This is a genomic window from Pseudomonas sp. SG20056 (assembly GCF_031764535.1).
GTDB lineage: Bacteria > Pseudomonadota > Gammaproteobacteria > Pseudomonadales > Pseudomonadaceae > Aquipseudomonas.
Genome location: NZ_CP134499.1, coordinates 4,072,046 through 4,097,145 on the forward strand (window position 1 = coordinate 4,072,046; position 25,100 = coordinate 4,097,145).

Consider the following 25,100-nt stretch of genomic DNA (forward strand, 5'->3'; position numbering starts at 1 on the left):
CATTGAGGAATAGCCATGTTGCAACCCAGCAAACCAGCCCTGCCAGTCGTCTCGGAGCACTTGATCACAGGCCTGTGCCTGCTGCTTCTGCTGGCTGGCAGTATCAGCCTGGCCTCTCAGGGCGCAGCGTTCTGGCGATTGCTGCAGAGCCCGGTCACTCTGGCCCCCGTGCAACAAGCTCCGCTACAGCCAGTGATAGACCAGCAGCAGCTGGCCGCGCTGTTCGGCGCACCTCTAGTCAACAGTAGCGACACGGCTCCGGCCACGTCCCTGCAACTGACCTTGATGGCCGCCTTCAATCACCCACAAAGCAGTCGCTCCAGCGCAATCATTGGCCGGGCTGGCCAAATCCCTGAGCGCTTTATGGTGGGCGCAACCATCGCTCCCGGCGTCACTCTCGACAGCGTGCAACGCCAGCACGTTACCCTGCGCCGGCATGGCCGCCGCGAGAGTCTGCACTTTCCGGACAAGTCCACTCAGCCGCTTACAAGTGCAGCCACACCCGGCGCGACAGAACTGCTCAGCCAGGCATCCAGCCACGACTAAAGGCCCGTAGCGGGTATCTCGATCGGCACGATCTCGACGCGATCCTGCTGGGATATCAGCTGAAACGCCCGCAACTTGGTCTCACCATAGCCACGCGTATTGGTGAAACGGTCGTGCACCAGCACAATCAGATCCGGATAAGGAAACACCCCAGGGTTGAAATGCCCGACCGCCAGCAGCTCGCTGGTTTCCCGCGCGACCAATGGCGGCTTCAGTCGCACCAGTTGGCCGCGATGATAAACCCGGTAATGGCTGCTCTTGCCCAAGGCAAAGCTGCTTTCGTTGAACTGGCGAATCGACCAACTGCCAGCCACCTCCTGAATGCTGCGCTCGCCTTGAGTGCTACAGCCACTCAACAACACCGCCGCCAGTAGCAGGGCCTGCCTCAACTTGCTCATATACCCTCCCTGGCATGACCTGAATGACAAATAGAAATCGACGTAACGCAGGCAGTCTCAGCCATGTGCGCTCGCATCACTGTAGTTGCCCGCCCATAAAAAAACCGCCTGCAAGAGGCGGTTTTTTCAGTGTTACCGAGGCTCAGTTACCTTCGCGACGCAGCGCCTGCGGGGTGAAATCGCGCGGCGTCAGCTTGGCGTTAAAGTTGTACATCGGCTCGTTGTTATCCAGGCCGTCAACAAAGTAACGCTTGCCCTTGAAGTCGTAGATGGTCTCCAGGGTGCTGCCGAACATCGGTACGTCGTAGTAGCTGATCGGGTGGCTTTCCTGCACACCGCTCAACTCGCCGCTCTTGTCGTAGAGGTCGGCGGCGAGAATCTGCCAGCTGTCCTCGTCGATGTAGAAGCGACGCTTGGCATACGGGTGGCTGAAGCCCTTGCGCAGCTCAGCATCGACCACCCAGACACGGTGCAACTCGTAACGCAGCAAGTCTGGATTCACAGTGTTGCTGCGCAGGATGTTGTCGTAAGGGATGCCCTTCTGGTGCACGGCGTAGCTGTTGTACGGCACCAGCATTTCCTGCTTGCCGACCAGGGTCCAGTCGTAACGGTCCGGCGCACCGTTATAGGAGTCGACCACGTCGGCGGTGGCCATGCCGTTGGTGTCCGGCTGCAGAGTGTCATAGGCCAGCATCGGCAGACGGCGCACGCGGCGCTCGCCACGGTTGAAGCGCCAGGCCTTGCGGATCGCCAGCACCTGATCGAGGGTTTCCTGCACCACCAACGCCGAGCCGGCAAGCTTGGCCGGCGCAACCACCTTGTACTTGTAGTAGAACAGGGTGTTGTCCAGGTCTTGCGGGCTGACACCTTCACGGCCGTAGAGGAAGTAGATGTCACGTTCCAGCTTGAGCAGGTTATAGGCACCATTGCTCAGTACCGCCGCCTGGTTGGTGACGAAGCTGATCTGGTCGCCACGGTAACGCATGATGTGGTTCCAGATAACTTCCTGGCCGGTCTGCGGCAGCGGGAAGGGGATACCAGCGGCAGCACCGTCGACACCGTTACCGCCGGAAATCAGCTCGGCGGTCTGCGCGTTGAAGCGCGTGGCGTCATAGATGCGCTGCGGCGCGGCGGCACTGCGACGGGTCGGGAACACCCGCAGGGCGTAGTCCGGGTTCTTTTCCAGCAGCGCCTTGAGGCCGGCCGGCAGTTGCGCCTGGTACTGCGCCAGGTTCTGACTGTTGACCTGGTACAAGGGCACATCGGCGCTGTAAGGGTCCGGGTGGTGCATGCCAGGCTGGTAGTTGGCTGGCGGCTGCGCCAGGCCACCGTCCCAGGCGGGAATGGTGCCGGCGGCGTTACCCGCGCGCTCACCGCCCAGCGGCGTCAGGTCCTGACCCAGGCGCGCAGCCTGGGCACTGTCGACTTTGGCCTGTGCCTGTAGCGCGCACGTAGCCAGCAGCAGAATTGAAAGCGTTCTCAACACAGCGATCTCCTCGCAGCCTGGCCAGAGGCAGGGCTGCTGTTCTTATGACCCGACTGTGGTAGCCGGGTAAATATGCCGTCTTGGTGAGGAGCCGTCCTGGCGGGCGTCGGATTAGTCCGATCTAGTGCAGTCATCCCTGGGCTTATGGTCTTGCTGCGCCGTTACCTCAGCGCGTAGATCAATCAGTCGATACGCTGGAACTTCAGATCCCATACGCCATGCCCCAGACGCTCGCCGCGGCGCTCGAACTTGGTGGTCGGACGCTCTGTCGGACGCGGCACATACTGGCCGTCTTCGGCCAGGTTCTGGTAGCCGGGCGCGACATTCATCACTTCCAGCATGTATTCGGCGTAAGGCTGCCAATCGGTGGCCATGTGCAGCACGCCACCGACCTTGAGCTTCTGCCGCACCAACTCGGCAAACGCCGGCTGCACAATACGCCGTTTGTTGTGCTTGGCCTTATGCCAGGGGTCCGGGAAGAATAGCAGCAGCCGATCCAGGCTGGCGTCGGCCACACAGTTGCGCAATACGTCCATCGCGTCGCAGCTGTAGACGCGCATATTGCTGAGGTTCTGCGTCATCAGGCCGTTGAGCAGCGCGCCAACACCCGGACGGTGTACCTCCACGCCGATAAAGTCCTGCTCGGGCGAGGCGGCGGCCATTTCCAGGGTGGAATGGCCCATGCCGAAGCCGATCTCGAAGGTACGCGGCGCGCTGCGACCGAACACCTGGTCGAAGTCGCGCAAGCCATCCTCCAATTGCAGACCGAACTTCGGCCAGCCCTGATCGAGGCCGCGTTGCTGGCCTTCGGTCATACGCCCGGCGCGCATCACGAAACTCTTGATCGCGCGATGCTTGGAGGTGTCTTCAGCCGGCTCAGGCTGTTGTGGCAAATCAGTCATGCTGTGCTCTTACTTGATCAGGCCATCCAGCGGCGATGAAGCGCTGGCATAGAGTTTTTTCGGCATACGCCCGGCCAGGTAGGCCATGCGTCCGGCGATGATCGCGTGCTTCATCGCCTCGCCCATCAGGATCGGGTTCTGCGCATGGGCAATCGCACTGTTCATCAGCACGGCCTCGCAGCCCAGTTCCATGGCAATCGTGGCATCGGACGCGGTGCCGACACCGGCATCGACCAATACCGGAACGGTAGCCTCTTCGAGGATGATGCGCAGGTTGTACGGGTTGCAGATGCCCAGCCCGGTGCCAATCAGCCCGGCCAACGGCATCACCGCGATGCAGCCCATGGCCGCCAGCTCACGGGCGATGATCGGGTCATCGCTGGTGTACACCATCACGTCGAAGCCGTCCTTGACCAGCACTTCGGCGGCCTTGAGGGTTTCGATGACGTTGGGGAACAGGGTCTTCTGGTCCGCCAGCACTTCCAGCTTGACCAACTTGTGGCCATCGAGCAGCTCACGGGCCAGGCGGCAGGTACGCACCGCCTCGACGGCGTCATAGCAGCCGGCGGTGTTCGGCAGGATGGTGTACTTATCCGGCGAGATCACATCCAGCAGGTTCGGCTCCCCCGGGTTCTGTCCGATATTGGTTCGACGCACCGCCACGGTGACGATCTCGGCACCCGAGGCCTCGATAGCCAGGCGGGTTTCCTCGAGGTCCTTGTACTTGCCGGTACCGACCAGCAGGCGCGACTGATAGGTACGGCCGGCCAGGGTAAAGGGCTTGTCGCTGGGCGCATGGCTCATGGGTAATCCTCGTGAAGGTGGGCGGCTGTCTGAGCGCGATAAACCGATGAGCGGGGATCAACCACCGCCAATGGCGTGGACCACTTCAACCTGGTCACCCTCGCGCAAGGCGGTGGTGGCGTACTGGCTGCGCGGCACGATATCCAGATTGAGCTCAACCGCCACGCGCCGTCCGACCAGATCCAGACGCTCGATCAACCCGGCGACGGTTTCCCCGTCGGGCAATTCGAATGCTTCACCGTTTAACTGAATACGCATGACGGGTTGGTCACAACTGGGAAAAGGGCCGGCATTCTAGCCTGATCATGGGCGCTGACCAAGGCTAAAGGCTGCCGCTCGTCCTGCTTTCTGACTTATGGGTCAGGCGCTACTGCGCGCACCCAGCTTCCAGGCCGCCAGACCCAGACACAGCCAGCCGGCGAGAAACGCCAGACCACCGAAGGGGGTGACCATGCCCAACGTACTGATACCGCTCAAGGTCAGCGCATACAGGCTACCGGAGAACAGCGCGATACCCAGGGCAAACAGCGCGCCGGCGCAATTGACCAGCGGCGCGGGCCGCAGCAAGGCCAGCAGGCCAACGCCGAACAGCGCCAGGGCGTGAATCAGTTGGTAGTGAGCACCGGTCTGGAATACCGCGAGATAGGCCGGCGTCAGCTGACTCTTCAGGCCATGCGCGGCAAAGGCGCCCAACGCGACACCGCTAAAACCGGCACAGGCGGACAGCAATAACCACAGACGAGCCATGCATCACTCCAGCTATAGAAACAGGGCTGGCTATAATGGCCGGCAAATTCATCCCGGCCAAGCACGCATGTTTCGATCCCTCTTCCGTCGACTGCTCAAACTCCTGCTTTGGCTGATGCTCGCCTCGGTTCTACTGGTGTTGTTATTCCGTTGGGTGCCGCCACCCGGCACCGCGTTGATGGTCGAGCGCAAGATCGAGTCCTGGATCGATGATCAACCCATCGACCTGCAGCACAGCTGGCGCCCATGGGGCGAACTGCCGGATGACCTGAAGATGGCCGTGATCGCCGGCGAGGATCAGAAGTTCGCCGAACACTGGGGCTTCGATGTCGCGGCTATCCAGGCCGCTCTGGAACACAACCAGCAAGGCGGTTCTCTGCGCGGCGCCAGTACCCTCAGCCAGCAAGTGGCGAAGAACCTGTTTCTATGGTCTGGGCGCAGTTGGCTGCGCAAAGGTATGGAAGTATGGTTTACCGGCCTGATCGAACTGCTCTGGCCCAAGCAACGGATTCTTGAGGTGTACCTCAACAGCGTCGAGTGGGGCGATGGCGTGTTCGGTGCCGAAGCAGCCGCGCGGCATCATTTCAAGGTCGGCGCGCCCTACCTGTCACGCCAGCAGAGCAGCCTGCTGGCCGCCGTGCTGCCCAACCCACGCGAGTGGAGCGCCAGCCGCCCGAGTGCACACATCAGCCGCCGGGCCAACTGGATTCGCCAGCAGATGTGGCAACTGGGCGGCAGCCACTACCTCAACCGCCTGCAACCCAACCGCCCCGAGTGGTGGCCGAACTGGTTAAAGGGCGTTTAGCTCAGCGCTGTTTCAGCAGATGCCGCGGCACGGCATAGAGGAAGTACAACTCGTCGTCCTGCAGGTGCGCGGTCATGCCCAGCTCGGGATACACCCAGGCCTGCCCCTCGGCCAGCTCCAGGGTCAGACGCGGCTGACCGATGCTGGCAGCCAATCGCGCAACATCCAGCGGCTCCGGTGGTAACAGGGTCAAGGCAATAATCGGACGATTGGCCAATGGCACCAGCAACTGGCTGCCCAGCGGCTGCTCCTTGTCCGTTGGTTTTAACCCTGCAGCGGCCAGCAAGCTTTCGCGCTCGCTCTTATCCAGACCGACTTCCGCCTCCAGCGACCACTTTTCATCGCCGTCCGGCAACTCACCGCGATACAGCAGGCGTGCGCCATCCAGGTTCGGCTGCAGCCAAAGCTCACCTTCCAGCGCATCGTTCAGGTGAACCAGGCTCAGCCGATCATCGGCCAGCGGCGTGAGCACCTTGGTTTGCCATTGAGCCAACCAAGACACCGGTTGCGCTGCGGATTGCCGACTCATCAGCCACGCACCCCAGGCAAAAAACAGGGCCGCGACAACGGCAAAGATCAACCAGTGCTGCAGGCGTATGGGCGGTAATTTCACGGGCTTTTCCTTAGGCAGAAAAAAGCCGCACCTGGGTGCGGCTTCTGACGGTAGCGCGACTTACGCAGCGATCGAGCCCTTGAGCTTGTTCATCGCGTTCTTTTCCAGCTGACGGATGCGCTCGGCCGAGACGTTGTACTTGGCGGCAAGGTCATGCAGCGTGGCTTTCTCTTCAGCCAGCCAGCGCTGGTAGAGGATGTCACGGCTGCGTTCATCCAGGCCTTCCAGCGCTTCGTGCAGATTGGCGGTGGAGCTGTCGCTCCAGTCGGAATCTTCCAGCTGACGCGCCGGGTCGTAGCGGTGGTCTTCCAGGTAATGCGCCGGCGACTGGAAGGCGCTTTCGTCGTCCGCCTCGGCAGCCGGATCGAATGCCATGTCATGGCCAGTCAGACGGCTTTCCATCTCGCGCACTTCACGCGGCTCAACGCCAAGGCTTTCGGCCACGGCATGCACTTCGTCGTTGTTCAGCCAGGCCAGACGCTTCTTCTGGCTGCGCAGGTTGAAGAACAGCTTGCGCTGCGCCTTGGTGGTGGCGACTTTGACGATGCGCCAGTTTTTCAGGATGAACTCGTGGATCTCGGCGCGGATCCAGTGCACGGCGAACGACACCAGGCGCACACCCATTTCCGGGTTGAAACGCTTAACCGCCTTCATCAGGCCGACGTTGCCTTCCTGAATCAGGTCGGCCTGGGCCAGGCCATAACCGGAGTAGCTGCGGGCGATATGCACAACAAAACGCAGGTGAGCCAGCACCATTTGCCGGGCGGCTTCGAGGTCTTGTTTGTAGAAGAGACTTTCCGCCAGTTCACGCTCCTGCTCAGGGGTCAACAGCGGGATGCCGTTTACCGCATGCACGTATGCTTCTAGGTTGGCACCCGGAACCAGAGCATGAACAGGTTGCAAAGAAGTGGACATTTGAATCCTCCGACTTACGAATCGTGGAGCAGTCTAGCACTGCTCCTTGGGACTTTATACCGAGGTACAAGTTCCCTTACACATAGTCAATATCAAGCAAAACAATAACTTACTATCTAGGTGCCAGCTCGCTCAAGTGCCTTGCGACCGCCAGCCAGGCGCCAATATAGCCCAACAGCACCGCGCCGAGCAGTAGCGACAGACCATCGGCCATCGGCACGCCATCCAGGGCGAAGTCGCTGCCGTACAAACCGGCCAGACGCACCACGGCGTCGTTTAGCCAGTCCAGGCCAAAGGCCAGCAACAGCCAGGCGAACACGCCCGCGCCAATCCCGTACAGCGCGCCCATATAAAGGAAAGGACGACGCACATAGCTGTCGGTGCCGCCGACCAGCTTGATCACCTCAATCTCGGTACGGCGGTTCTCGATATGCAGACGAATGGTGTTGCCGATCACCAGTAGCAGCGCCATCACCAACAGCAGGGTCAGGCCGAAAACAAAGCGCTCACCCAACTTGAGCATGGCGCTCAGGCGCTCGACCCAAAGCAGGTCCAGTTGCGCCTGCTGCACCCGTGGCAACTCGGCCAGGCGCAGGCGCAGGGCTTCCAGGGCGATTTTGTCGACCTGCTGCGGCGTGACCACGATCACCCCAGGCAGCGGGTTATCCGGCAGTTCCTTGAGCGCTTCACCCAGCCCCGACTGCTGCTGAAACTCGGCCAGCGCCTGTTCGCGGCTGATCCACTCGGCCTCTTCAACATCGTCCATCGCGGCGATCTGCTCACGCAGCGCCTGGCCCTGGGCCTCGCTGGCGTCGATCTGCAGGTACAGGGAAATCTGCGCCGCACGCTGCCAGGAAACACCCAGGCGCTCGACGTTATCCAGTAACAAGGCCAGGCCCATGGGCAGGCTCAGGGCCACAGCCATAACCAGGCAGGTAAAGAAGCTGCCGATCGGCTGTTTGCCCAGACGGCGCAGACTGTCGACCAAGCTGGCGCGGTGGTTTTCCAGCCAGGCGTGCAGCTGGTGGGTAAAGCTTGGGCCGTCATCGCCCGGGGTTGGCGCCTCGGATTTCTTCGGCGCCGCACCGACGCGTTGCGCCGGCTGCGGAGGTGGCATGCGTGTAGCACTCATACCGAGGCCTCCCCATCACCAATCAGTCGGCCGCGTTGCAGGGTCAGCATGCGGTGACGCATGCGCGCGATCAGGGCCAGGTCGTGGCTGGCGATCAGCACGGTGGTGCCCAGGCGGTTGATGTCTTCGAAAACGCCCATGATCTCGGCGGCCAGACGCGGGTCGAGGTTACCGGTAGGTTCGTCCGCCAGCAGCAAGGCCGGGCGGTGCACTACGGCGCGGGCAATGCCGACGCGTTGCTGCTGACCGGTGGACAGGTCGCCGGGGAACTGCTCGGCCTTGTCGGCCAGCGACACGCGCTCCAGCGCAGTCCGCACGCGGGTGCCGATCTCGTCCTTGGACAGGCCGAGAATCTGCAGCGGCAGTGCCACGTTGTCGAACACGCTGCGGTCGAACAGCAGCTGATGGTTCTGGAACACCACGCCGATCTGCCGACGCAGGAACGGAATCTGTGCATTGGTGATATGCGACAGGTCCTGTCCGGCCAGCAGCAGCTTGCCGCTGCTCGGCCGCTCCATCGCCAGCAACAAGCGCAATAGCGTGCTCTTGCCCGCCCCGGAATGACCGGTAACGAAGAGAAACTCGCCACGCCGGACGTGGAAGCTCAGTTCGTGCAGCCCGACGTGGCCGTTGGGGTAGCGCTTACCGACCTGCTCGAATTTGATCATCCTATTTCTCCGCGAACAGGGCCTGAACGAAGGCATCGGCCTCAAAGGTGCGCAGGTCATCAATGCCCTCGCCCACCCCGATATAACGGATCGGCAAGGCAAACTGCTTGGCCAGGGCAAAGATCACCCCGCCCTTGGCGGTGCCATCCAGCTTGGTTAGCGCCAGACCGGTGAGGTTGACCGTCTGGTTGAACTGCTTGGCCTGGCTGATGGCGTTCTGCCCGGTGCCGGCGTCCAGCACCAGCAGCACTTCGTGGGGTGCAGTGTCGTCGAGCTTACCGATCACCCGGCGGACCTTCTTCAGTTCTTCCATCAGGTTGTCTTTGGTGTGCAGGCGCCCGGCGGTATCGGCGATCAGCACGTCCATGCCACGAGCTTTGGCGGCCTGCACGGCATCGAAAATCACCGAAGCGGAATCGGCACCGGTGTGCTGGGCGATCACCGCAATCTGGTTGCGCTCACCCCACACCTGCAACTGCTCGACGGCCGCAGCACGGAAGGTGTCGCCGGCGGCGAGCATGACCTTCTTGCCGTCCTGCTGGAGTTTTTTCGCCAGCTTGCCAATGGTAGTGGTCTTGCCCGCGCCGTTTACGCCGACCACCAGAATCACATAGGGCTGTTTGCTGTTGTCGATTTTCAGCGGCTGTTCGACCGGCTTTAGCAGCGCAACCAGCTCGTCCTGCAGGGCCTTGTACAGCGCGCCGCTGTCGGCCAGCTCCTTGCGTGCGACACGCTTGGTCAGGTTACCGATTATCGCCGTGGTGGCCTCGACGCCAACGTCAGCGGTCAGCAGGCGGGTTTCCAAGTCTTCGAGCAGGTCATCGTCGATGACTTTCTTGCCAAGAAACAGGCTAGCCATCCCCTCGCCAAGGCTGGCGCTGGTTTTCGACAGACCCTGCTTGAGCCGCTCAAGAAAGCCCGTACGGCTTTCCTCGGCGCTTTTGACCGGTGCAGCAGCAGGTTGCACGGCGACTGGCTCGGCCACAGGTGGCGCGCTAACCGGCTCAACAACTACGGGCACTTCAATATGCGCATGCAACACTTCGCTGCCAGCATTGATACGGAAACGCGACGGCCGTGGCTGCGGGTTGGCTTCGCTGGCTTCAACCGGAGCAACCGGAGCAACCGGAGCAACCGGAGCAGGCTGAGGCTCGGCAGCTACCTCGGCAACAACGACCGGCTCTACGGCGGGCGCAGCAACTTCACTTACTGGCGTAACGGGCGCAGCGGCGGGCTCGATGGCAACCGCTACAACCGGCTGCTCACCAACTGGCGCTGGTTGCGGCTCAGGGTTGGCCGGCGCTTGCGGCTTTTTGCGCAGCCAGCCGAACAGATCTTTCTTCTCGGCTGGCTTCTCGGTGGATGCCGGCGCAGAGGGGGAGGTGGGCTTCTTGTCGTCGTTGGAACCAAACATGGAGACGGCTATCTCAAAGGTGCGACGCGCCGGCCACAGGCTCTGAAGGCATTACTCACGCGGCATTAAAAGCTGAAGAGTGCACGCGGAAACAATCAGAAGCCTTAGCAGGCGTGGTCGCCAGTAAAACGGATGCGTATCCTAGCACCTCCGCGCCCGCCGACGCTAAGACCAAGCGGGCCCGTCCGACAGGTCGATAACCCATGCATATGATTGCCCAACGCACTGCAGCCCTGCTGCTCGGCGTACTCTGCACACCCCTGCTGGCCTTCGCCGCAGAAACCCAGCCGACCCACGAATTCAGCCTGGACAATGGCCTCAAGGTCATCGTCCGTGAAGACCACCGTGCCCCGGTGGTGGTCAGCCAGTTCTGGTACAAGGTCGGCTCCAGCTACGAGACGCCCGGCCAGACTGGCCTGTCCCACGCCCTCGAACACATGATGTTCAAGGGCAGCCGCAAGCTCGGCCCCGGCGAAGCCTCACGCATCCTGCGCGAACTGGGCGCCGAGGAAAACGCCTTTACCAGCGACGATTACACCGCCTACTACCAGGTGCTAGCCCGCGACCGCCTGGCCATCGCCCTGGAACTGGAAGCCGACCGCCTAGCCAGCCTCAAGCTGCCGGCTGATGAATTCGCCAAGGAAATCGAGGTGATCAAGGAAGAGCGCCGCCTGCGCACCGACGACAAACCGTCGAGCCTGGCCTACGAGCGCTTCAAGGCCATGGCCTACCCCGCCAGCGGTTACCACACGCCGACCATCGGCTGGATGGCCGACCTTGAGCGCATGACCGTCGAGGAGCTGCGCGCCTGGTACGAAGCCTGGTACGCGCCAAACAACGCCACCCTGGTGGTGGTCGGTGACGTCAGCGTCGCCGAGGTGAAGATCCTCGCCGAGCGCTACTTCGGTGCCATCCCCAAGCGCACGGTACCGACGGCAAAAGCGCCGCGTGAACTGGCCGCACCGGGCGAGCGACGCATCACCCTGCACCTGAAAACCCAGTTGCCGAGCCTGATGATGGGCTTTAACGTGCCAGGCCTGGCCACCGCTGAACAACCGCGCCAGGTGCATGCCCTGCGTCTGGCTGCCGCCCTGCTCGATGGCGGCTACAGCGCCCGCCTGCCGACCCGCCTGGAGCGCGGCGAGGAGCTGGTATCCGGCGCCTCGGCTTGGTACGACGGCTTCTCCCGTGGCGACAGCCTGTTCATCCTGTCCGCCACGCCTAACGTGCAGACCGGCAAGACCTTGGAGCAGGTCGAAGCCGGCCTGTGGCGTGAGCTGGAGGACTTGAAAAACACCCCGCCGAGCGCCGAAGAACTGGCCCGCGTGCGCGCCCAGGTCATCGCCGGCCTGGTCTACGAGCGTGATTCGATCACCAGCCAGGCCACCGCTATCGGTCAGCTGGAAACCGTCGGCCTGTCGTGGAAGCTGATCGACCAGGAACTGGCCGAACTGGAGGCCGTGACCCCGGCCGATATCCAGCAAGCCGCCAGCACCTTCTTTACCCGCGACCGCCTGAGCGTCGCCCATGTTCTGCCTGAGGAGAAGCGCAATGAGTGAGCGCAATGGCCTGCGCTACGGCCTGCTCGGCCTGGCGCTACTGATATTGCTGGCGCTGCTGGCCCTGGTGATCAACCGCCCGGATAGCAGCCCAACCGCGGCTCCGGCCGCCGAATCGACCCACATCGAATCCCTGGCCGCCCTTGGCGATCAGCCGCCCAGCCGCCGCGACCTGAATATCCAGACCTGGCAAACCGCCGAAGGCGCCAAGGTGCTGTTCGTCGAAGCCCGCGAGCTGCCGATGTTCGACCTGCAACTGACTTTTGCCGCTGGCAGCAGCCATGACGACGGCACCGCCGGCCTGGCCATGCTGACCAACGCCATGCTCAACGAAGGCGTACCTGACAAGGATGTCGGCGCAATTGCCGCCGGCTTTGAAAACCTCGGCGCCAACTTCGGCAACGGTGCCTACCGCGACATGGCCATCGCCAGCCTGCGCAGCCTCAGCGCGGCGGACAAACGCGAGCCGGCGATGCAGCTGTTTAATCAAGTGCTCGGCCAGCCGACCTTCCCGGAAGAAGCCCTGGCGCGGATCAAGAACCAGCTGCTGGCCGGCTTCGAATACCAGAAGCAGAACCCCGGCAAGCTGGCCAGCCTGGCGCTGTTCGAGCGCCTGTACGGCACGCATCCCTACGCGCACTCCAGCGAAGGCAATGCCGAGTCGATCCCGGCCATCAGCCGTGAACAGCTGCAGGCCTTCCACGCCAAGGCTTACACCGCCAGCAATGCGATCATCGCCCTGGTCGGCGACCTCGCGCGCAGCGATGCCGAAGCGCTGGCCAACCAGGTGTCCGCCGCCCTGCCAAAAGGCCCGGCGCTGCCGCGTATCGCCCAGCCGGAAGAGCCCAAGCCAGGGCTGCAACACATCGAGTTCCCGTCCAACCAGACTCACCTGATGATCGCCCAGCTCGGCATCGACCGCCGAGACCCGGACTACGCCGCGCTCTATCTGGGCAATCAGGTGTTCGGCGGCGGTGGCTTCGGCACCCGCCTGATGACCGAAGTGCGCGAGAAGCGCGGTCTGACCTATGGCGTCTACTCCGGTTTCAGCGCCATGCAGGCGCGTGGCCCCTTTATGATCAACCTGCAGACCCGCGCCGAACTCAGCGACGGCACCCTGCAACTGGTCAAAAGCCTACTCGCCGACTTTATCGCCCACGGCCCGACCACTGATGAGCTGAACAACGCCAAGCGCGAGCTGGCCGGCAGCTTCCCGCTGTCCACCGCAAGCAACGCGGCAATCGTCGGCCAGCTCGGCTCCATGGGCTTCTACGACCTGCCGCTGAGCTATCTGGAAGACTTTATGCGCGACGTACAGGCGCTGAGCGTGGAGCAGGTCAAGGCCGCCATGGCCAAACATCTGAACCCCGACGCGCTGGTTATCGTGACAGCCGGGCCGACAGTGGCGCAGAAAGAACTGCCGCCCCCCACCGACACCCCCGCCGAGCAACCTACTGGCGTCCCGGAGCACTGATGAGCAAGCGACCCAAACCGCCAAAAGCCGCACCCGCCCACGGTGGCGATGGCCAACTGCGGATCATTGCCGGGCAATGGCGCTCGCGCCAGTTCAATTTCCCCATGGCCGCCGGCCTGCGGCCGACGCCGAACCGCGTGCGTGAAACCCTGTTCAACTGGCTGGCGCCCTATGTCGAGGGCGCCAAGGTGCTCGACCTGTTCGCCGGCAGCGGCGCGCTGCTCCTCGAAGCCCTGTCGCGCGGTGCCGGCAGTGCTCTGGCCCTGGACCTCAATCCAGCGGCCATCGCCAGCCTGCGCGGCCACATGCAAACGCTGAAATGCGACAACGGCCAACTACAGCAAACCGACGCCCTGCTCTTTCTGCAAAACCCGGCCGCCACACCGTTCGATCTGGTGTTTCTCGACCCGCCGTTCAACCAGAACCTGCTGCTACCAGCCTGCACCCTGCTGGAGCAGCATGGCTGGCTGGCGGCCGATGCCTGGGTCTATACCGAAAGCGAAAATTCGCCGTCCAGCCTCGGCATGCCCGGCAACTGGCGCCTGCACCGCGAACAGAAAGCCGGGCAGGTGTATTACGCACTGTGGCAGCGTACAGCCGCGTAGGGCTTTTGCAGGGTGGGTGAGCCGGAGCAGATCAGCAGGGTTTAATCCCCAGCGGGATGTGGCACAACCCACCAGGAAGCAGAACAAGCCCACCCTAAGTCAGGTTCTGTTATTCGCCCCAGTCATAGCGCTTCCGTTTCACCGCCCAAGGCCCTAGCCTGGGCGCTTTCCCTAGCGATACCAGTCCATGACCACGCCCTTCAAACCCGCCTGGTGGCTACCCGGCCCGCATCTGCAAACCCTGTGGAACCCGATGTGTCGCCAACCGGCGAAACTTGAGCGCACGCGCGAACGGTTGTGGCTGGAGGATGGCGACTTTCTCGATATGGACTGGCACGGCCCACACCAGGCCGACGCACCGCTGGTGTTGGTGCTACATGGTCTGACCGGCTCATCCGACTCACTGTACGTACTGGGGCTGCAGCAGCAACTGGCAGCTCAGGGCTGGGCCAGCGTGGCGCTGAACTGGCGCGGCTGCTCCGGCGAGCCGAACCTGCTGGCCCGTGGTTACCACTCCGGCGCCAGCGAGGACCTGGCGGAAACCGTGCGCCACCTGCGCGCACAGCGGCCGATGGCGCCGCTGTATGCCGTGGGTTATTCGCTCGGCGGCAATGTGCTGCTCAAGTACCTCGGCGAAACGGGCGCAGACAGCCAGTTGCAAGGCGCGGTGGCGGTGTCAGTGCCGTTTCGTCTGGATCAGTGCGCCGACCGCATCGGCATGGGCTTTTCCAGGGTCTACCAGAGCCACTTTATGCGCGAGATGGTGGCCTACGTGAAGGATAAGCAGCGCCTGTTCGCCCACCGGGGCATGGCCGACCGGCTGTCTACCCTGGAGAAACTCGGTCCGCTGGACAACATGCGCACCTTCTGGGATTTCGACGGGCGCATCACCGCGCCGCTGCATGGCTATGCCGATGCCGAGGACTACTACCGCCGCGCCTCCAGCCGCTACTTCCTCGGCCAGATCGAGACACCCACGCTGATTATCCAGGCCGCCGACGACCCCTTCGTCTTCCCCCACAGCCTGCCCGAAGCCAGCGAGCTCTCACCCAGCATAGAATTCGAACTGCACGCCCACGGCGGCCATGTCGGCTTTGTCGAAGGCAGCCTGGCTAAACCAGGCTATTACCTGGAACGGCGCATTCCGCAGTGGTTGGAATGGCAATTCAGCCATATGCCCGGCGCAGAAGACTGAACAACTCACTCGCTCAGTAGTGCGTTCACTTCACGTATATCCGCGTCACCTAACGAACCAGCCGCAGCTTTCAGGCGCAATAAGGACAGCATAGTGTCGTAACGCGCTCGGGATAGTTGCTGCTGGGTATCACTGAGCTGACTCTGCACCTCTAGAACATCAATGCTGATGCGTACACCGACCTTGTAGCCAAGGCGATTAGAATCAACAGCAGACTGCGCCGAGCGCATGGCTGCCTCCAATGCCTGAATCTGCGCAATACCACCAGCAACACCCAACCAGGCTTCGCGAGCTGCAAAGGCCGCAGCTCGCCTGGCATCTTCTAACTCAGCTTCGGCCTGAATTTTTAACGACTGGGCTTCACGCACAGACGAACTGGTGCGACCGCCGCCGTATAAAGGCATGCTTAGACGCAATCCCACACTGGATGACTCACTCCGTTCGGTCCCCAGGCTGGGGCGCTCGTTCATATTCTGACTCGCCACCAAATCAAGCGTCGGTAGATGTTCGGCTTGGCGACTACGTACTTCATTACCGGCGATATACAGCGAAAGCTCCTGAGCTTGTACGCTGAAATTACGCTGTATAGCCGCCTCGACCCAATCCTCAACCCTATTCGGCTGCGGTACCTCAAGAACAATTCCGGGACGCAGCCTTAGCAAATGCTCAGGTTGTCGCCCCATCACACGGGCTAGGGCATGTCTAGCCAGCTCCAAGTCACTTTGGGCCTTGATGGTTTGCGCCTGCACTCTGTCAAAACTCGCCTGAGCCTCATGCACATCAGCGATGCTGACATTGCCAATCTCAAAGCTCTTACGCGCACTGGCAAGTTGTTCTGCATCGGCGGCACGCAACTGCATAACAGCGCCCAATACATCCTCAGCATTAAGTACGTTGAAGTAGGCCTCGGCCACCCGTAATACCAACTCCTGATAGGCGATGCTTTGGCGGCTAGCGGCCAGCGCTGTCAGCTGACGACCCTGCTGGTATTGCACCCAGTTTTGCCAGCGAAAAAGTGGCTGAGCGAGCTGGATGCTATACGTGCGATTCTGCTGCCGGTACTCAACATCCCCGCTCGCGACTTCATATTGGGTCTGGTTCCACGTGTTCTGCACATCCACCGACAGCTGCGGTAAAAGCCCCGCACGACGCTGTATATGCTGTTCAATACCGGCCTGGTACTGCGCCTGGGCCGCAGCAAATTGCGCATCATGCTGTAAGGCCTCGCGATAGGCCTGCACCAAATCGGTAGCCTGTAACCGCATACTAAAAGCACAACACAGCACAGCCACGCCCAACCATCGCAACCGCTTTTTGCTCGACATCAGGCACTGGCCTGCTTCTGATCAAGGCGCACGTCCTCGACTATCGAACCCTTGTCCAGGCAGATCAGGCGCTTGGCAAAGGCGATGGTTTCTCGTCGATGGGCAATAGTGATGCGGGTCATGGGAAGATGGTGCATGGCACCGACCACATGCTGCTCGCTGTGCAGATCAAGATTGCTGGTAGCCTCATCCAACGCCAGGATCTTCGGCTGCTTGTACAGCGCACGTGCCAGCAACACACGTTGCCTCTGGCCACCGGAAAGGCCACTGCCCATTTCCGCCACTAGGGTCTGATAGCCCATAGGCATACGCCCAATGGCCTTATGGATATGCGCTTTCCGTGCGGCATCCTCTACTCGCTCCTGACACGCCTGAGGGTCGAAACAGGCAATGTTTTCCGCAAGCGAGCCGGCCAATAGCTGATCTTCCTGCATTACCGCACCGACCAGGCCACGCAATGCCTCAGGCCCAAGCTGCCTGATGGGAATACCACCAACGCGGATCGCCCCTTCCGTGGGCTCCAACAGACCCAGCATCAACTTGAATAGAGTGGACTTGCCGCAACCCGAGCGCCCGACGATGGCCACCGCATCGCCCGGTTCAATGCTCAACGACAGGTTACGCAGCACCCAGGGCTCCCCCTCGGCATAGCGAAAAGACACATCCTTCAACTCGATACGCGGTTCAATACGCTCCAGATCAGTCTCCATGCCACTTTCCGGCTCGGTGGGCTCCAAAGCGATATCGGCCAGACGCTCAGCATGCAGCGAAAGCATCCTGATCTCGATGCCCAGGTCGATCAGTTTGCTTGCGCGGCCAGTGAACTGGCTCTTGTAGGCGATAAAGGCAAGCAGCATGCCAAGCGACAGAGCCCCTTCCAGCACCGCCATGCCACCGACATACAGCAGCAACATGCCCTCAAGACCGAAAATCAGAGTATTAAAGCTGGCGAAGACCAACAGCATCTTCTGCGTGGCCACGTCACGGTTTTGCACATCAGCCATCAGGTTCTGCCAGGTCGCCAAACGCAGGGGCGTCGCGTTGAACAACTTGAGCGGCAATACCGCACGGATGGTTTCCAAGAAATAGGAGTTTTCCTTGGCTGCCAGGACAATGCGCTCCTCCGAGGCATTGCGCAGCGGCTGGTAGAACGCCAAACGCAACAGGCCGTAAAGCGCCAAAGCAACCAGCACAATGCCGGTCAACGCCTTGCTGTAAAGAAGCATCATGCCCAGGGTGATCAGGGTCACCAGACCATCCAGCACCACGGTAATGGCACCGTTGGTCAATACATTTCGGATGGCCCCCAAGGACTGAAAACGCGCAGTGATATCGCCCAGATGGCGCTTTTCAAAATAGGGAAAGGGCAAGCGCAGCAGATGGCTGAACAGATTGCCTGACCACTGCAAGGCCAGCTGCTGGTTCAGCCGCAGGTTCATCCAACCACGGGCCATACGCAGCACGAAGTCGATCAACATCAGCAGGCAGCCACCAAGCACCGCCAGCAAAAGCAGGTGATGATCCGCCGACACCAACGCACCATCCACCACCCACTGGGTCACCTGGGGCGACAGCAGCGCCACCACCTCCAACGCCAAAGCCAGCACAAAAATATTGCCCAGCGCGCGCTTGAGCCCCAGCACCCTGCCGGTCAGATCACGCAGACGCAAACGAGGTTTTTCCTGCGCGGGGCGAAAGGCCGCATTGGGCGTCAGCTCCAATGCCACACCGGTGAAATGCCGAGACGCTTCATCCAGCGCGATCACTTTGCGCCCCGTGGCTGGGTCGAGAATCACCAGCCGGTCACCGCGTACCTTTTCCAGCACCACGAAGTGGTTGAGGTTCCAGTGCAGGATGCAGGGCGTGCGCAGCTTGCATAGCTCATCCAGTTCCAGCCGCAACGGCCGGCAGGAAAACTCCAGCACCTGCGCATAGCGCATCAACTGCGCCAGGTTGGTGCCTTTAATTGAAATGGAAAAGCGCCGGCGCAGAGTGGCCAAATCCAGATGCAAACCGTGGGCGGCAGCCACCATTACCAGGCAGGCCAAACCGCACTCCTGGCTTTCCGCTTGGAGCGTTACTCTCATTGAGGATTATTCGATTAGGTAAACGAGGGTTGGGTATTCAGTGACGGAGCGCTTCAAGAACGTCCTGCCGGCACAGCTCATGCACCAATACCCGCAGCTTGTCCGCATCGATATCGGCCAGCCTGCCGACCAACTCGCCCAGACTGATTGCGGGAGACTCCGCGATACAGCGGATCAACCGCACACCGGTTTCGTCCAGATTCAGTTTGGTGCCATTGGCGATCAGGTAATTATCGGCAAGACCATATGGCTTATTGGCGCTCAGGCGAATACGGGTACTGTCCGGAATAGTTCCCGTATTGGGATTGCCAAACAGTTCGACAGCCAAGGGCGACGCGACACGAGTTGCACCGATAAACTCATCCATAAAGCGCCGATAGTTGTCGGGATCATTGATAAATTCATCAATATACCGACCCACGGCTGCAATATTTTCCTTATCCGCTCCCCAAGCGCTGAGCGACTTTCTCGCCCCGATAAAACTCGGCAATTGACGAAATGCCCACTCCATATAATCGGTGGTATAGGCCGGAAAGGTCCCCACAGCCAGATGAAAAGTCTCCTCACCAATCGGCAACGGATTATGCCACCAGCCGCGCGGCAGATAGAAGACATCGCCCGCCTCCAGAATAAAGTCCATATAGGGCTCTTTCGGACAGGGGTATAATTGCTCGACATCCTTACTTTGCTGCATATACAGAGGCGACTCGAACGACGGCTCGTAAACGATCCAGCGTTTGCGACCTATCAACTGAATAACGAATACATCACGGGTATCCCAATGCGCGCGGAATGAATCACGCTCGCCAAAGGCAGCATAGGCACTGGTTACCGTCTGCCGCCCGGTAAACTCAGCGATTTGCCTGGCCAGCGCATCCACCTTTGGCTCGTTCGCAAGCTTATTGGCGATAAGCGTGGCACCATTTTTCAGGTAGTCGTAGACCACCGGCTTGATCAGACGGTGCCGCAGAGTGCCTATATCTAGATAGCTTTCGACATATTCTTTTTTGGGGCGGATACCGTCGCAGGACAACTTAAAATCATTGGAAAAAACATTAGCCCTTTCAAATATTTCATTGGCGTCACCCCAAGCAAAATCACCTACATCCACAGCCCCCTTTAGAAGAAACGGCTTAACCTCTTCGTATTGGCTAGAAAAAACATCGCCAGAAAAATCAAATCGAATCATCATTAACCCCCAAATACTATTTTTATATCTACCCCAACCAAACTAACACCAATAATCCTGACAACTAAAAATCACACAACCATCATAAAAATGCGCCCTACAGATGCAAGGCGCTTGATCAAGTCAAACTGAAGTCCTTAGATAATTTCTCTACTCAAAAAAGCACAAACACCTGCGACTATAGCGCCTGATACTGCAAGCCAAAACCCAAGACCAGCCGCTTCCTTTGACCTAGAGAAACAGCCAAGCTTAACTGCAAAAATAGAAAGCACAACAACACCAGCACCAACTATAAACAGCGACATCGACATCATATTTAAATCACCGTAAACAACCAGAGAAGCCCTTTAACTTGTCTCAAAACGAAATCTAATTGTAGTTAGTACCATCGCAGTTAGTACCATCGTAGTTAGTACCATCTTTGAATGCATCCCCTTCAATAAGCCCATCACCAATGGCTACCCCCCCTGTATATGCCAAAGCACCAGCTGCGCCCAACCCTACCAATCCGACTGGTGTTGAGACAATAGCAACAGAAAGGGCTACGCTAGCTAAACCCGCACCAACCTCACCCCAATCAGCCCCACCAGAAACAACCTCCAAATCAACAAGGCTCAGCTCTCTCATAACTATCTCCAATTAAAAAATAAATCCCAATACATTAACAGCACAGAAAACCAAGATCACACTTCACTGCAACCCAAGCTTTAACGATGCACAATAAAATTCTGCCACATTTATACTTAAACTCCACCCTATATCTGTAGGGGGGGGGGGGGGGGGGGGGGGGGGGATATGCCAATAAAAACGCCCTTAACACCAAGAGCCACTTAAAAATTAAAATTACTACCCTCTAAGACCCTGAGGTGAATTGCAAATCTATATACACAGAATGACCAACCTAAACATACAAAACAGCCAAACACATAATCCAACTACAGAAATTAACATACTAAAACACTTACCCTATCTCACCACACCCAACATCATCATGCGCGAATAGTTAGACGGCGCTACTCCCAAGCCCCTCTACATCAGCCAGCACTTCAACGAGGTTATCCAAACTAAAGTAACGCAGCATCACTGCATTAACTTGCTCGACAGCTACCGCCGCGAATGCATTATTACGCTCCACCCAAGACTGCATGGTGAGGCCTTCATATAGCCGGCGCGGCAACCATGAAAGAACACTCTGCTCCTGGGCAACGGTCAGCTGCCGCTCATGCAGAATGGTCTGCTTGGCGCAGTCCAGTTCTTGCTCGGTAATACCGCCCTCAATTAACCTTTGCAGCTCTTCCTTGATCATGCCAGCAACTCTGGGACCATCGCCCAGAGGGTAGCTGGCTTGAATCATCAGCCAACTGGCGTCATCGAAGGTGGCAATTTTCATAGAGGACTTGATGCCATAAGTAAGACCCTCCTGCTCGCGCACACATCTGCTCAAGCGAGAGACCATCTGATTACGCCCCAGCAAGTGCTCGGCTATATATACAGGGCGGCGCTATCGACCTTCTTGCTGTTGACCTGATAGTGCAACTGACCAATGTAGACGCCGGTCTGCTCGGCATTAGCCTTGCCATGGATAGGCGCCGCTCGCCTGCCCTGGCACAACCAGCGCTTGGTACAGCCGACCGCGGGGTTCGCCAGCCAACATGTCAGGCAATGCTGCCAGCGCAATATTGGCCGGACTCGGAGGCACCTGGCAGCGGATAAGCGAGCGCCAGCCACTCGGTGCTGCCAAGTTTGAGTTGGGTGGTTACTGGTTTATCCAGCACGGGAACAGCAGGTAGCCGTTTTTTCTCGGCGCCGGCCACCACTACCAAAGGGGCAAAATGTTGCTCGATTGCGGCCGGCGTTAGCTGGCTCTCGAATTTGCCGGTAATCACGATTACCGCATTGTCGGGGCGATAGTGCTCCCGGTAGAACGCACGCAACTGTTCCACGCCGATATTCGTCAGCCCCCCCCGCGAAACCAGCACGGGCCGGCCAAAGCCCTGCCCCGGCGTGGCGGCAGCAAACATCTGCTGCCCTAATGCACCAAGCGGATTGTCCTGGGCCAGCTCCAGCTCACGCAATACCACTTCGACTTCGGCCTGCAGGTCCGCCTGATAGAACCGCGCGTTGAACATGCGATCAGCCTCAAGTGCCAACAGATGGTGCAGCTTGTCGGCATCGGCGGCTAGGAAGGCCATATAACGGGCGCGATCAAAACTGGTGGTAGCGTTGAACTTGATGCCACGCCGGCTAAGCCCTTCGACCAGTTGCGCCCCCGGTACCGTCACTGTGCCCTTGAATAGCAGATGCGCGGTACCACCTTGGCCTTGCGGGGCAGCAAGGGAGCCCGTGAGATAAATCATGTTGAAGGCAATAGCCGTGCTCTTGGCATCAGGCGCCAGAATCGCACGCAAACCGTTGGCCAAACGATATTCGCTCACGCCGTCTAGCTCGCCAACTCGTTCGGGCGCCCGGTTATCCGCCATGAGCGGCGTAACTCCGCAGCACAGCAAAGCCCACGCCAGCATGAAATACCGCGTATTCAACATAAATGACCTATAGAAATACAGATGCCAGCGGCTACCTAGATAAATATCAATTCGAGCTGGCCTATACCAAGCGACGCGCATACTAGTTGCGCATGTGATGACCGAAAACCCGACATATGTAGGGGGCAGCTATACCACCCCAAGTTGCTGGGCCTGCATGGCAATCAGCTGCATGCGGCTAGTGACGCCCTGCTTGCGCAGCAGCGAGGAGACATGATCGCGCACGGTAAAATCACTGATATTCAGCTCGAGCGCGATTTGTTTGTTGGTTTTCCCCATGGCCAACAGATGCAGAACTTCCCGTTCTCGCTTCGTCATGCTTACACCACTCCATTCTTTCTTCTAGTTATTTGCTTCACATGTATTGATCTGGAGTGAACCCTTCACTCCAGCATTTTCCCCGTGACGGAATACAGCGGTTCCAACGCCCACTCGTAGAGCCTGCGCTTATCCTGTACGACATCTGCTTCCAACAGCATGCCGGCCTGCAGTAGCTGTGCATGGCCATAGACATCCATGCTTGGCGAGTCGAGCGCGACCGTGACACGATAGAACAGCTCGCTGGGCGCCCCCACAGCCTGAATGGCGCTGACGATATGCGCAGGCAACTCCTGCGCCGCATACGGGCTTTTCGCTACATCGACCACCCGTCCACGGGCCATGCCGAACTTCTGATAGGGGTAGGCTGCGTAGCGCATCAGGACAGGCTGTCCTGGCTCAATAAAACCCGCTTGCCGTGGTGCGGCATAAAGATGGGCAGTCAAGGTAGCGCCTTGCGGAATCAGACTGGCCAGCAATGCACCAGCTGCCACCTGCTGACCTGGCTGAACACTCAGCCCCGTCAACGTTCCAGCAAAGGGGGCGACGCTGACCAATTCAGCACGCACATCGCTTTCCGCCTGTTCCTGCCTGATCAGCGCAATTCCGTTGTCGATTTCGCTCATTTCGCTGCGATGGCGCAACTCAACATCCTGGCGTTGAGCCATCAATTCGGTACGCTCTCGCTGTAAACTGGCACGGGCACGCTGAATACTTTGTTGTTGACCTTGTAGGGTCAGTAGCTCTGCCTCAGCTTGTTGCAGTTGAGCGACAGAGATAAACCCCGCATCGACCAGCTCCTGCTGCCTCCCCAGATGGGCATTGGCCAGTTCCCCACGGCGCTCGAGCAGACGTACCTCTTCGCGGAACTGAGACAGTTCACTAGCGATGGTTGCCAGACGACTATCAAGCATGCGCAACTGCCCTGCCAGACGCTCATCCGCCAATGAGCGATTGCGCTCCAGCAAAAGCAAACGCTGGCTCAGTTGCTGCGAAATCAGCTTCTGGGTTCCCCCTGCTGCGGAAAGCCGCTCGCCAGAAAGAATGAACAACGCCTCCCCAGCCTCGACCGACCGCCCCTCGACAACCCGGACATCGCTAAGAATGCCAGGACCAGGAGCTGTCAAACGCAACATACCCCTCTCTGGCATGAGCAGACCGTTGATCGTAGCTTTGCGGGTGTAGGTGCCGAAAAAAGCAAACGTAACAACTAGAAGAACCAATACACCCGCAAGGATGGCGGCCAAGCTATAGCCCCAGGGCTGGTGAATAAGGACATTACCGAAACGCTGTGCACCTTTGGCGGCCAGCGCCTCAGGGCGAAACAGGGGGACTTCATCCGTTGAAGAGGTAGACATTGGTAAAGGCTTTTTGTGAATTATCGCTATTGGAGCGCTCTACGACGCGGCGCGCACGATAATGCATCTCAAAAACAAATAGAACCTATTTATATCTTTAGGCCTGATCGAGTGATAACAAAATATGTAAAGAAAGTGTCATTCCATCGCACCCAATGCCGGCAGTTCTCAGCACTAGTTAGATCACCTGATCCAGCGGTACATGCAGCTTGGCGTACAGCGCCTCTACAGCCTCGCGCGCTTGCGGGGCGATATAGCCGCCCTCCAGCGTCAGCACCTGGTAGATGCCACGGCGTAGCATCTCTTGGCTGAGGTCGCCGGGGTTGCCGCGGGTGGTGCAGAGAAAGCGCACCCAGGAGGTCATGACGATCCAGCTGTTGAGGGTCAGCGCCTCGATCTGCGCTGCATCCATCAGCAGGATGCCGGCCTCGACAAAGCCCTGATAGATGTTCTGCGCCTGCCTCAGGCAGCGCTGGGCGAACAGCCGGTAGCGCTCGGCCAGGGCCGGGTCACTGTCGAGCAGGTGCTCCAGGTCACGGTGCAGAAAGCGGTAATGCCACATCGCTGCCAGCAGGGCTTCGAGGTAGAAGGTCTTGTCCTGCACCGTCAAGGCACGACCTTCAGGGCGGCGCAAAAAGGTGTCCACCTGGCTTTCATAGAGGGCAAACAGCTCGGCGATGATCGCCTGCTTGTTACGGAAGTGGTAGTACAGGTTGCCCGGTGAAATCCCCAGGTGCGCGGCGATATGGTTGGTGGTGACACTGCGCTCGCCCTGCGCATTAAACAGCGCCAGGCTTTCCTGAATGATGCGTTCGCGGGTTTTCAGTGGGACTGACATAACGGCTCGATCTCAACTCAAAAGCCCGGCAAAGGTACACGCAGAAACAGCCGGAGTGTTACCCGCTCGGCAATTAACACGCTGCACCAACTGTTTGATCGGCTGCGTCCGTCGGCTGACCACGGCATCCTATTTGACAGATTAGAGCAATTGCTCTAAAAATCCAGCACACCTTTCCT

At 59.6% G+C, this 25,100-nt stretch carries 26 protein-coding genes; 6 read left to right on the forward strand and 20 right to left on the reverse strand.

The genetic code is table 11. The features are described from left to right. Positions 1–15: 15 nt before the first annotated feature. The gene (locus tag RHP75_RS19245) at positions 16–546 is read left to right on the forward strand and encodes a type II secretion system protein N (protein WP_311089607.1); all 531 of its coding nucleotides are present in this window, start codon (positions 16–18) and stop codon (positions 544–546) included. On the opposite strand, the gene RHP75_RS19250 is transcribed toward RHP75_RS19245, so the two are convergent. The 6 genes from RHP75_RS19250 to RHP75_RS19275 form a co-directional block, all read right to left on the reverse strand. Next, entirely contained in the window at positions 543–944 is a 402-nt protein-coding gene (locus RHP75_RS19250) for a hypothetical protein (protein ID WP_311089608.1), read from the reverse strand. The two genes, RHP75_RS19245 and RHP75_RS19250, sit on opposite strands and share 4 nt — an antisense overlap. Before the next feature lie 142 nt (positions 945–1,086). Beyond that, entirely contained in the window at positions 1,087–2,430 is a 1,344-nt protein-coding gene (locus RHP75_RS19255) for a DUF1329 domain-containing protein (protein WP_311089609.1), read from the reverse strand. Between the two features lie 182 nt (positions 2,431–2,612). Continuing rightward, a complete protein-coding gene (gene trmB, locus RHP75_RS19260) occupies positions 2,613–3,332 on the reverse strand; it encodes a tRNA (guanosine(46)-N7)-methyltransferase TrmB (RefSeq protein WP_311089610.1) in 720 nt (239 codons plus the stop codon). A 9-nt stretch (positions 3,333–3,341) separates the two neighbouring features. Further along, complete coding sequence (locus RHP75_RS19265) at positions 3,342–4,136, reverse strand: thiazole synthase (protein WP_090250159.1); 795 nt, start codon at positions 4,134–4,136, stop codon at positions 3,342–3,344. A gap of 57 nt (positions 4,137–4,193) precedes the next feature. After that, a complete protein-coding gene (thiS, locus tag RHP75_RS19270; RefSeq protein ID WP_311089611.1) occupies positions 4,194–4,394 on the reverse strand; it encodes a sulfur carrier protein ThiS in 201 nt (66 codons plus the stop codon). Positions 4,395–4,496: 102 nt separating this feature from the next. Beyond that, positions 4,497–4,883, reverse strand: coding sequence for a DUF423 domain-containing protein (locus RHP75_RS19275; protein WP_311089612.1), 387 nt, complete (start codon positions 4,881–4,883; stop codon positions 4,497–4,499). Between the two features lie 67 nt (positions 4,884–4,950). On the opposite strand from RHP75_RS19275, the gene mtgA reads away from it, so the two are divergent. Next, on the forward strand, positions 4,951–5,688 hold the full coding sequence (mtgA, locus tag RHP75_RS19280; protein WP_311089613.1) for a monofunctional biosynthetic peptidoglycan transglycosylase: 738 nt from the start codon (positions 4,951–4,953) through the stop codon (positions 5,686–5,688). A gap of 1 nt (position 5,689) precedes the next feature. Here mtgA and RHP75_RS19285 read toward each other — a convergent pair whose 3' ends face one another. From RHP75_RS19285 to ftsY, 5 genes are all read right to left on the reverse strand, one after another. Continuing rightward, entirely contained in the window at positions 5,690–6,301 is a 612-nt protein-coding gene (locus RHP75_RS19285; RefSeq protein ID WP_311089614.1) for a hypothetical protein, read from the reverse strand. 60 nt (positions 6,302–6,361) lie between these two features. After that, positions 6,362–7,216: an RNA polymerase sigma factor RpoH gene (rpoH, locus tag RHP75_RS19290; RefSeq protein WP_160012860.1), complete on the reverse strand. Its 855-nt coding sequence runs from the start codon at positions 7,214–7,216 to the stop codon at positions 6,362–6,364. Between the two features lie 112 nt (positions 7,217–7,328). After that, a complete protein-coding gene (ftsX, locus tag RHP75_RS19295; protein ID WP_233683377.1) occupies positions 7,329–8,348 on the reverse strand; it encodes a permease-like cell division protein FtsX in 1,020 nt (339 codons plus the stop codon). After that, positions 8,345–9,016 carry a cell division ATP-binding protein FtsE gene (gene ftsE, locus RHP75_RS19300; protein ID WP_233683376.1) on the reverse strand — a complete coding sequence of 224 codons (672 nt, stop codon included), beginning with the start codon at positions 9,014–9,016 and terminating at the stop codon, positions 8,345–8,347. The genes ftsX and ftsE overlap by 4 nt, the downstream gene beginning before the upstream one ends. A 1-nt stretch (position 9,017) precedes the next feature. Next, positions 9,018–10,430 carry a signal recognition particle-docking protein FtsY gene (gene ftsY / locus RHP75_RS19305; RefSeq protein ID WP_311089615.1) on the reverse strand — a complete coding sequence of 471 codons (1,413 nt, stop codon included), beginning with the start codon at positions 10,428–10,430 and terminating at the stop codon, positions 9,018–9,020. Positions 10,431–10,633: 203 nt separating this feature from the next. Here ftsY and RHP75_RS19310 point away from each other — a divergent pair, with 203 nt between their 5' ends. From RHP75_RS19310 to RHP75_RS19325, 4 genes are all read left to right on the forward strand, one after another. After that, entirely contained in the window at positions 10,634–11,989 is a 1,356-nt protein-coding gene (locus tag RHP75_RS19310) for a pitrilysin family protein (protein ID WP_311089616.1), read from the forward strand. Beyond that, entirely contained in the window at positions 11,982–13,463 is a 1,482-nt protein-coding gene (locus RHP75_RS19315) for a pitrilysin family protein (protein WP_311089617.1), read from the forward strand. The genes RHP75_RS19310 and RHP75_RS19315 overlap by 8 nt, the downstream gene beginning before the upstream one ends. After that, a complete protein-coding gene (gene rsmD, locus RHP75_RS19320) occupies positions 13,463–14,068 on the forward strand; it encodes a 16S rRNA (guanine(966)-N(2))-methyltransferase RsmD (RefSeq protein WP_311089618.1) in 606 nt (201 codons plus the stop codon). The genes RHP75_RS19315 and rsmD overlap by 1 nt, the downstream gene beginning before the upstream one ends. Positions 14,069–14,255: 187 nt before the next feature. Beyond that, a complete protein-coding gene (locus RHP75_RS19325) occupies positions 14,256–15,263 on the forward strand; it encodes a hydrolase (RefSeq protein WP_311089619.1) in 1,008 nt (335 codons plus the stop codon). A 5-nt stretch (positions 15,264–15,268) separates the two neighbouring features. Here RHP75_RS19325 and RHP75_RS19330 read toward each other — a convergent pair whose 3' ends face one another. The 9 genes from RHP75_RS19330 to RHP75_RS19370 form a co-directional block, all read right to left on the reverse strand. Further along, positions 15,269–16,588 (reverse strand): TolC family outer membrane protein, encoded by a 1,320-nt coding sequence (locus RHP75_RS19330; RefSeq protein WP_311089620.1) that lies wholly within the window; start codon positions 16,586–16,588, stop codon positions 15,269–15,271. Beyond that, a complete protein-coding gene (locus tag RHP75_RS19335) occupies positions 16,588–18,675 on the reverse strand; it encodes a peptidase domain-containing ABC transporter (protein WP_311089621.1) in 2,088 nt (695 codons plus the stop codon). The genes RHP75_RS19330 and RHP75_RS19335 overlap by 1 nt, the downstream gene beginning before the upstream one ends. A gap of 37 nt (positions 18,676–18,712) precedes the next feature. Then, a complete protein-coding gene (locus tag RHP75_RS19340) occupies positions 18,713–19,864 on the reverse strand; it encodes a JmjC domain-containing protein (RefSeq protein WP_311089622.1) in 1,152 nt (383 codons plus the stop codon). A gap of 369 nt (positions 19,865–20,233) precedes the next feature. Further along, positions 20,234–20,491 (reverse strand): hypothetical protein, encoded by a 258-nt coding sequence (locus RHP75_RS19345; RefSeq protein ID WP_311089623.1) that lies wholly within the window; start codon positions 20,489–20,491, stop codon positions 20,234–20,236. A gap of 376 nt (positions 20,492–20,867) precedes the next feature. After that, on the reverse strand, positions 20,868–21,296 hold the full coding sequence (locus tag RHP75_RS19350) for a hypothetical protein (RefSeq protein WP_311089624.1): 429 nt from the start codon (positions 21,294–21,296) through the stop codon (positions 20,868–20,870). A gap of 223 nt (positions 21,297–21,519) precedes the next feature. Then, positions 21,520–22,488 carry a pitrilysin family protein gene (locus RHP75_RS19355; RefSeq protein WP_311089625.1) on the reverse strand — a complete coding sequence of 323 codons (969 nt, stop codon included), beginning with the start codon at positions 22,486–22,488 and terminating at the stop codon, positions 21,520–21,522. A gap of 48 nt (positions 22,489–22,536) precedes the next feature. Continuing rightward, positions 22,537–22,725: a LuxR C-terminal-related transcriptional regulator gene (locus tag RHP75_RS19360; RefSeq protein WP_160013618.1), complete on the reverse strand. Its 189-nt coding sequence runs from the start codon at positions 22,723–22,725 to the stop codon at positions 22,537–22,539. 65 nt (positions 22,726–22,790) lie between these two features. Further along, entirely contained in the window at positions 22,791–24,083 is a 1,293-nt protein-coding gene (locus RHP75_RS19365; RefSeq protein WP_311089626.1) for an HlyD family efflux transporter periplasmic adaptor subunit, read from the reverse strand. A 178-nt stretch (positions 24,084–24,261) separates the two neighbouring features. Beyond that, the gene (locus RHP75_RS19370; RefSeq protein ID WP_311089627.1) at positions 24,262–24,921 is read right to left on the reverse strand and encodes a TetR/AcrR family transcriptional regulator; all 660 of its coding nucleotides are present in this window, start codon (positions 24,919–24,921) and stop codon (positions 24,262–24,264) included. Positions 24,922–25,100 lie beyond the last annotated feature (179 nt).

Bases quoted from the DNA above. Each gene is read 5' to 3' on its own strand.
- RHP75_RS19245 (WP_311089607.1), top strand. From the start codon at position 16: ATGTTGCAACCCAGCAAACCAGCCCTGCCAGTCGTCTCGGAGCACTTG.
- RHP75_RS19250 (WP_311089608.1), bottom strand. From the start codon at position 944: ATGAGCAAGTTGAGGCAGGCCCTGCTACTGGCGGCGGTGTTGTTGAGT.
- trmB (WP_311089610.1), bottom strand. From the start codon at position 3,332: ATGACTGATTTGCCACAACAGCCTGAGCCGGCTGAAGACACCTCCAAG.
- RHP75_RS19265 (WP_090250159.1), bottom strand. From the start codon at position 4,136: ATGAGCCATGCGCCCAGCGACAAGCCCTTTACCCTGGCCGGCCGTACC.
- thiS (WP_311089611.1), bottom strand. From the start codon at position 4,394: ATGCGTATTCAGTTAAACGGTGAAGCATTCGAATTGCCCGACGGGGAA.
- RHP75_RS19275 (WP_311089612.1), bottom strand. From the start codon at position 4,883: ATGGCTCGTCTGTGGTTATTGCTGTCCGCCTGTGCCGGTTTTAGCGGT.
- mtgA (WP_311089613.1), top strand. From the start codon at position 4,951: ATGTTTCGATCCCTCTTCCGTCGACTGCTCAAACTCCTGCTTTGGCTG.
- rpoH (WP_160012860.1), bottom strand. From the start codon at position 7,216: ATGTCCACTTCTTTGCAACCTGTTCATGCTCTGGTTCCGGGTGCCAAC.
- ftsX (WP_233683377.1), bottom strand. From the start codon at position 8,348: ATGAGTGCTACACGCATGCCACCTCCGCAGCCGGCGCAACGCGTCGGT.
- ftsE (WP_233683376.1), bottom strand. From the start codon at position 9,016: ATGATCAAATTCGAGCAGGTCGGTAAGCGCTACCCCAACGGCCACGTC.
- ftsY (WP_311089615.1), bottom strand. From the start codon at position 10,430: ATGTTTGGTTCCAACGACGACAAGAAGCCCACCTCCCCCTCTGCGCCG.
- RHP75_RS19310 (WP_311089616.1), top strand. From the start codon at position 10,634: ATGCATATGATTGCCCAACGCACTGCAGCCCTGCTGCTCGGCGTACTC.
- RHP75_RS19315 (WP_311089617.1), top strand. From the start codon at position 11,982: ATGAGTGAGCGCAATGGCCTGCGCTACGGCCTGCTCGGCCTGGCGCTA.
- rsmD (WP_311089618.1), top strand. From the start codon at position 13,463: ATGAGCAAGCGACCCAAACCGCCAAAAGCCGCACCCGCCCACGGTGGC.
- RHP75_RS19325 (WP_311089619.1), top strand. From the start codon at position 14,256: ATGACCACGCCCTTCAAACCCGCCTGGTGGCTACCCGGCCCGCATCTG.
- RHP75_RS19330 (WP_311089620.1), bottom strand. From the start codon at position 16,588: ATGTCGAGCAAAAAGCGGTTGCGATGGTTGGGCGTGGCTGTGCTGTGT.
- RHP75_RS19335 (WP_311089621.1), bottom strand. From the start codon at position 18,675: ATGAGAGTAACGCTCCAAGCGGAAAGCCAGGAGTGCGGTTTGGCCTGC.
- RHP75_RS19340 (WP_311089622.1), bottom strand. From the start codon at position 19,864: ATGATTCGATTTGATTTTTCTGGCGATGTTTTTTCTAGCCAATACGAA.
- RHP75_RS19345 (WP_311089623.1), bottom strand. From the start codon at position 20,491: ATGAGAGAGCTGAGCCTTGTTGATTTGGAGGTTGTTTCTGGTGGGGCT.
- RHP75_RS19355 (WP_311089625.1), bottom strand. From the start codon at position 22,488: ATGCGCGTCGCTTGGTATAGGCCAGCTCGAATTGATATTTATCTAGGT.
- RHP75_RS19360 (WP_160013618.1), bottom strand. From the start codon at position 22,725: ATGACGAAGCGAGAACGGGAAGTTCTGCATCTGTTGGCCATGGGGAAA.
- RHP75_RS19365 (WP_311089626.1), bottom strand. From the start codon at position 24,083: ATGTCTACCTCTTCAACGGATGAAGTCCCCCTGTTTCGCCCTGAGGCG.
- RHP75_RS19370 (WP_311089627.1), bottom strand. From the start codon at position 24,921: ATGTCAGTCCCACTGAAAACCCGCGAACGCATCATTCAGGAAAGCCTG.